General features: G+C 64.8%; 1 protein-coding gene. It reads right to left on the reverse strand.

The window, feature by feature from the left end; translation table 11 throughout:
• Window positions 1-250, reverse strand: a 250-nt coding sequence (locus FV233_RS30025) for a hypothetical protein (RefSeq protein WP_147899689.1), incomplete at both ends; no start/stop codon positions are given.

A 250-nucleotide genomic window follows, 5' to 3' on the forward strand; every position in this document is an offset into this window, starting at 1 on the left:
TCGCCCGGCACGTTCCAGCGCGAGACCAGGGTCGCCAGGTCCGGCCGGTTCTCGAGGAAGAATCGCATCCGCTTCTGGAGCGACGGCAACTTCTCCAGGTCGCGCGCGCTGATCGTGGTGACGGCGATGAGCAAAAAGTGTTCGAAGAACTTCTCGGCCATGTCCTCGTAGGTCGGATCCCGGAGCGCCAACTCGATGGCGATGCGCATCAGGTTGAGCGCGTAGGCCGCCATCCAGGCGGTCGCGTCCG

This window comes from Methylobacterium sp. WL7 (genome assembly GCF_008040085.1).
Classification (GTDB): domain Bacteria; phylum Pseudomonadota; class Alphaproteobacteria; order Rhizobiales; family Beijerinckiaceae; genus Methylobacterium; species Methylobacterium mesophilicum.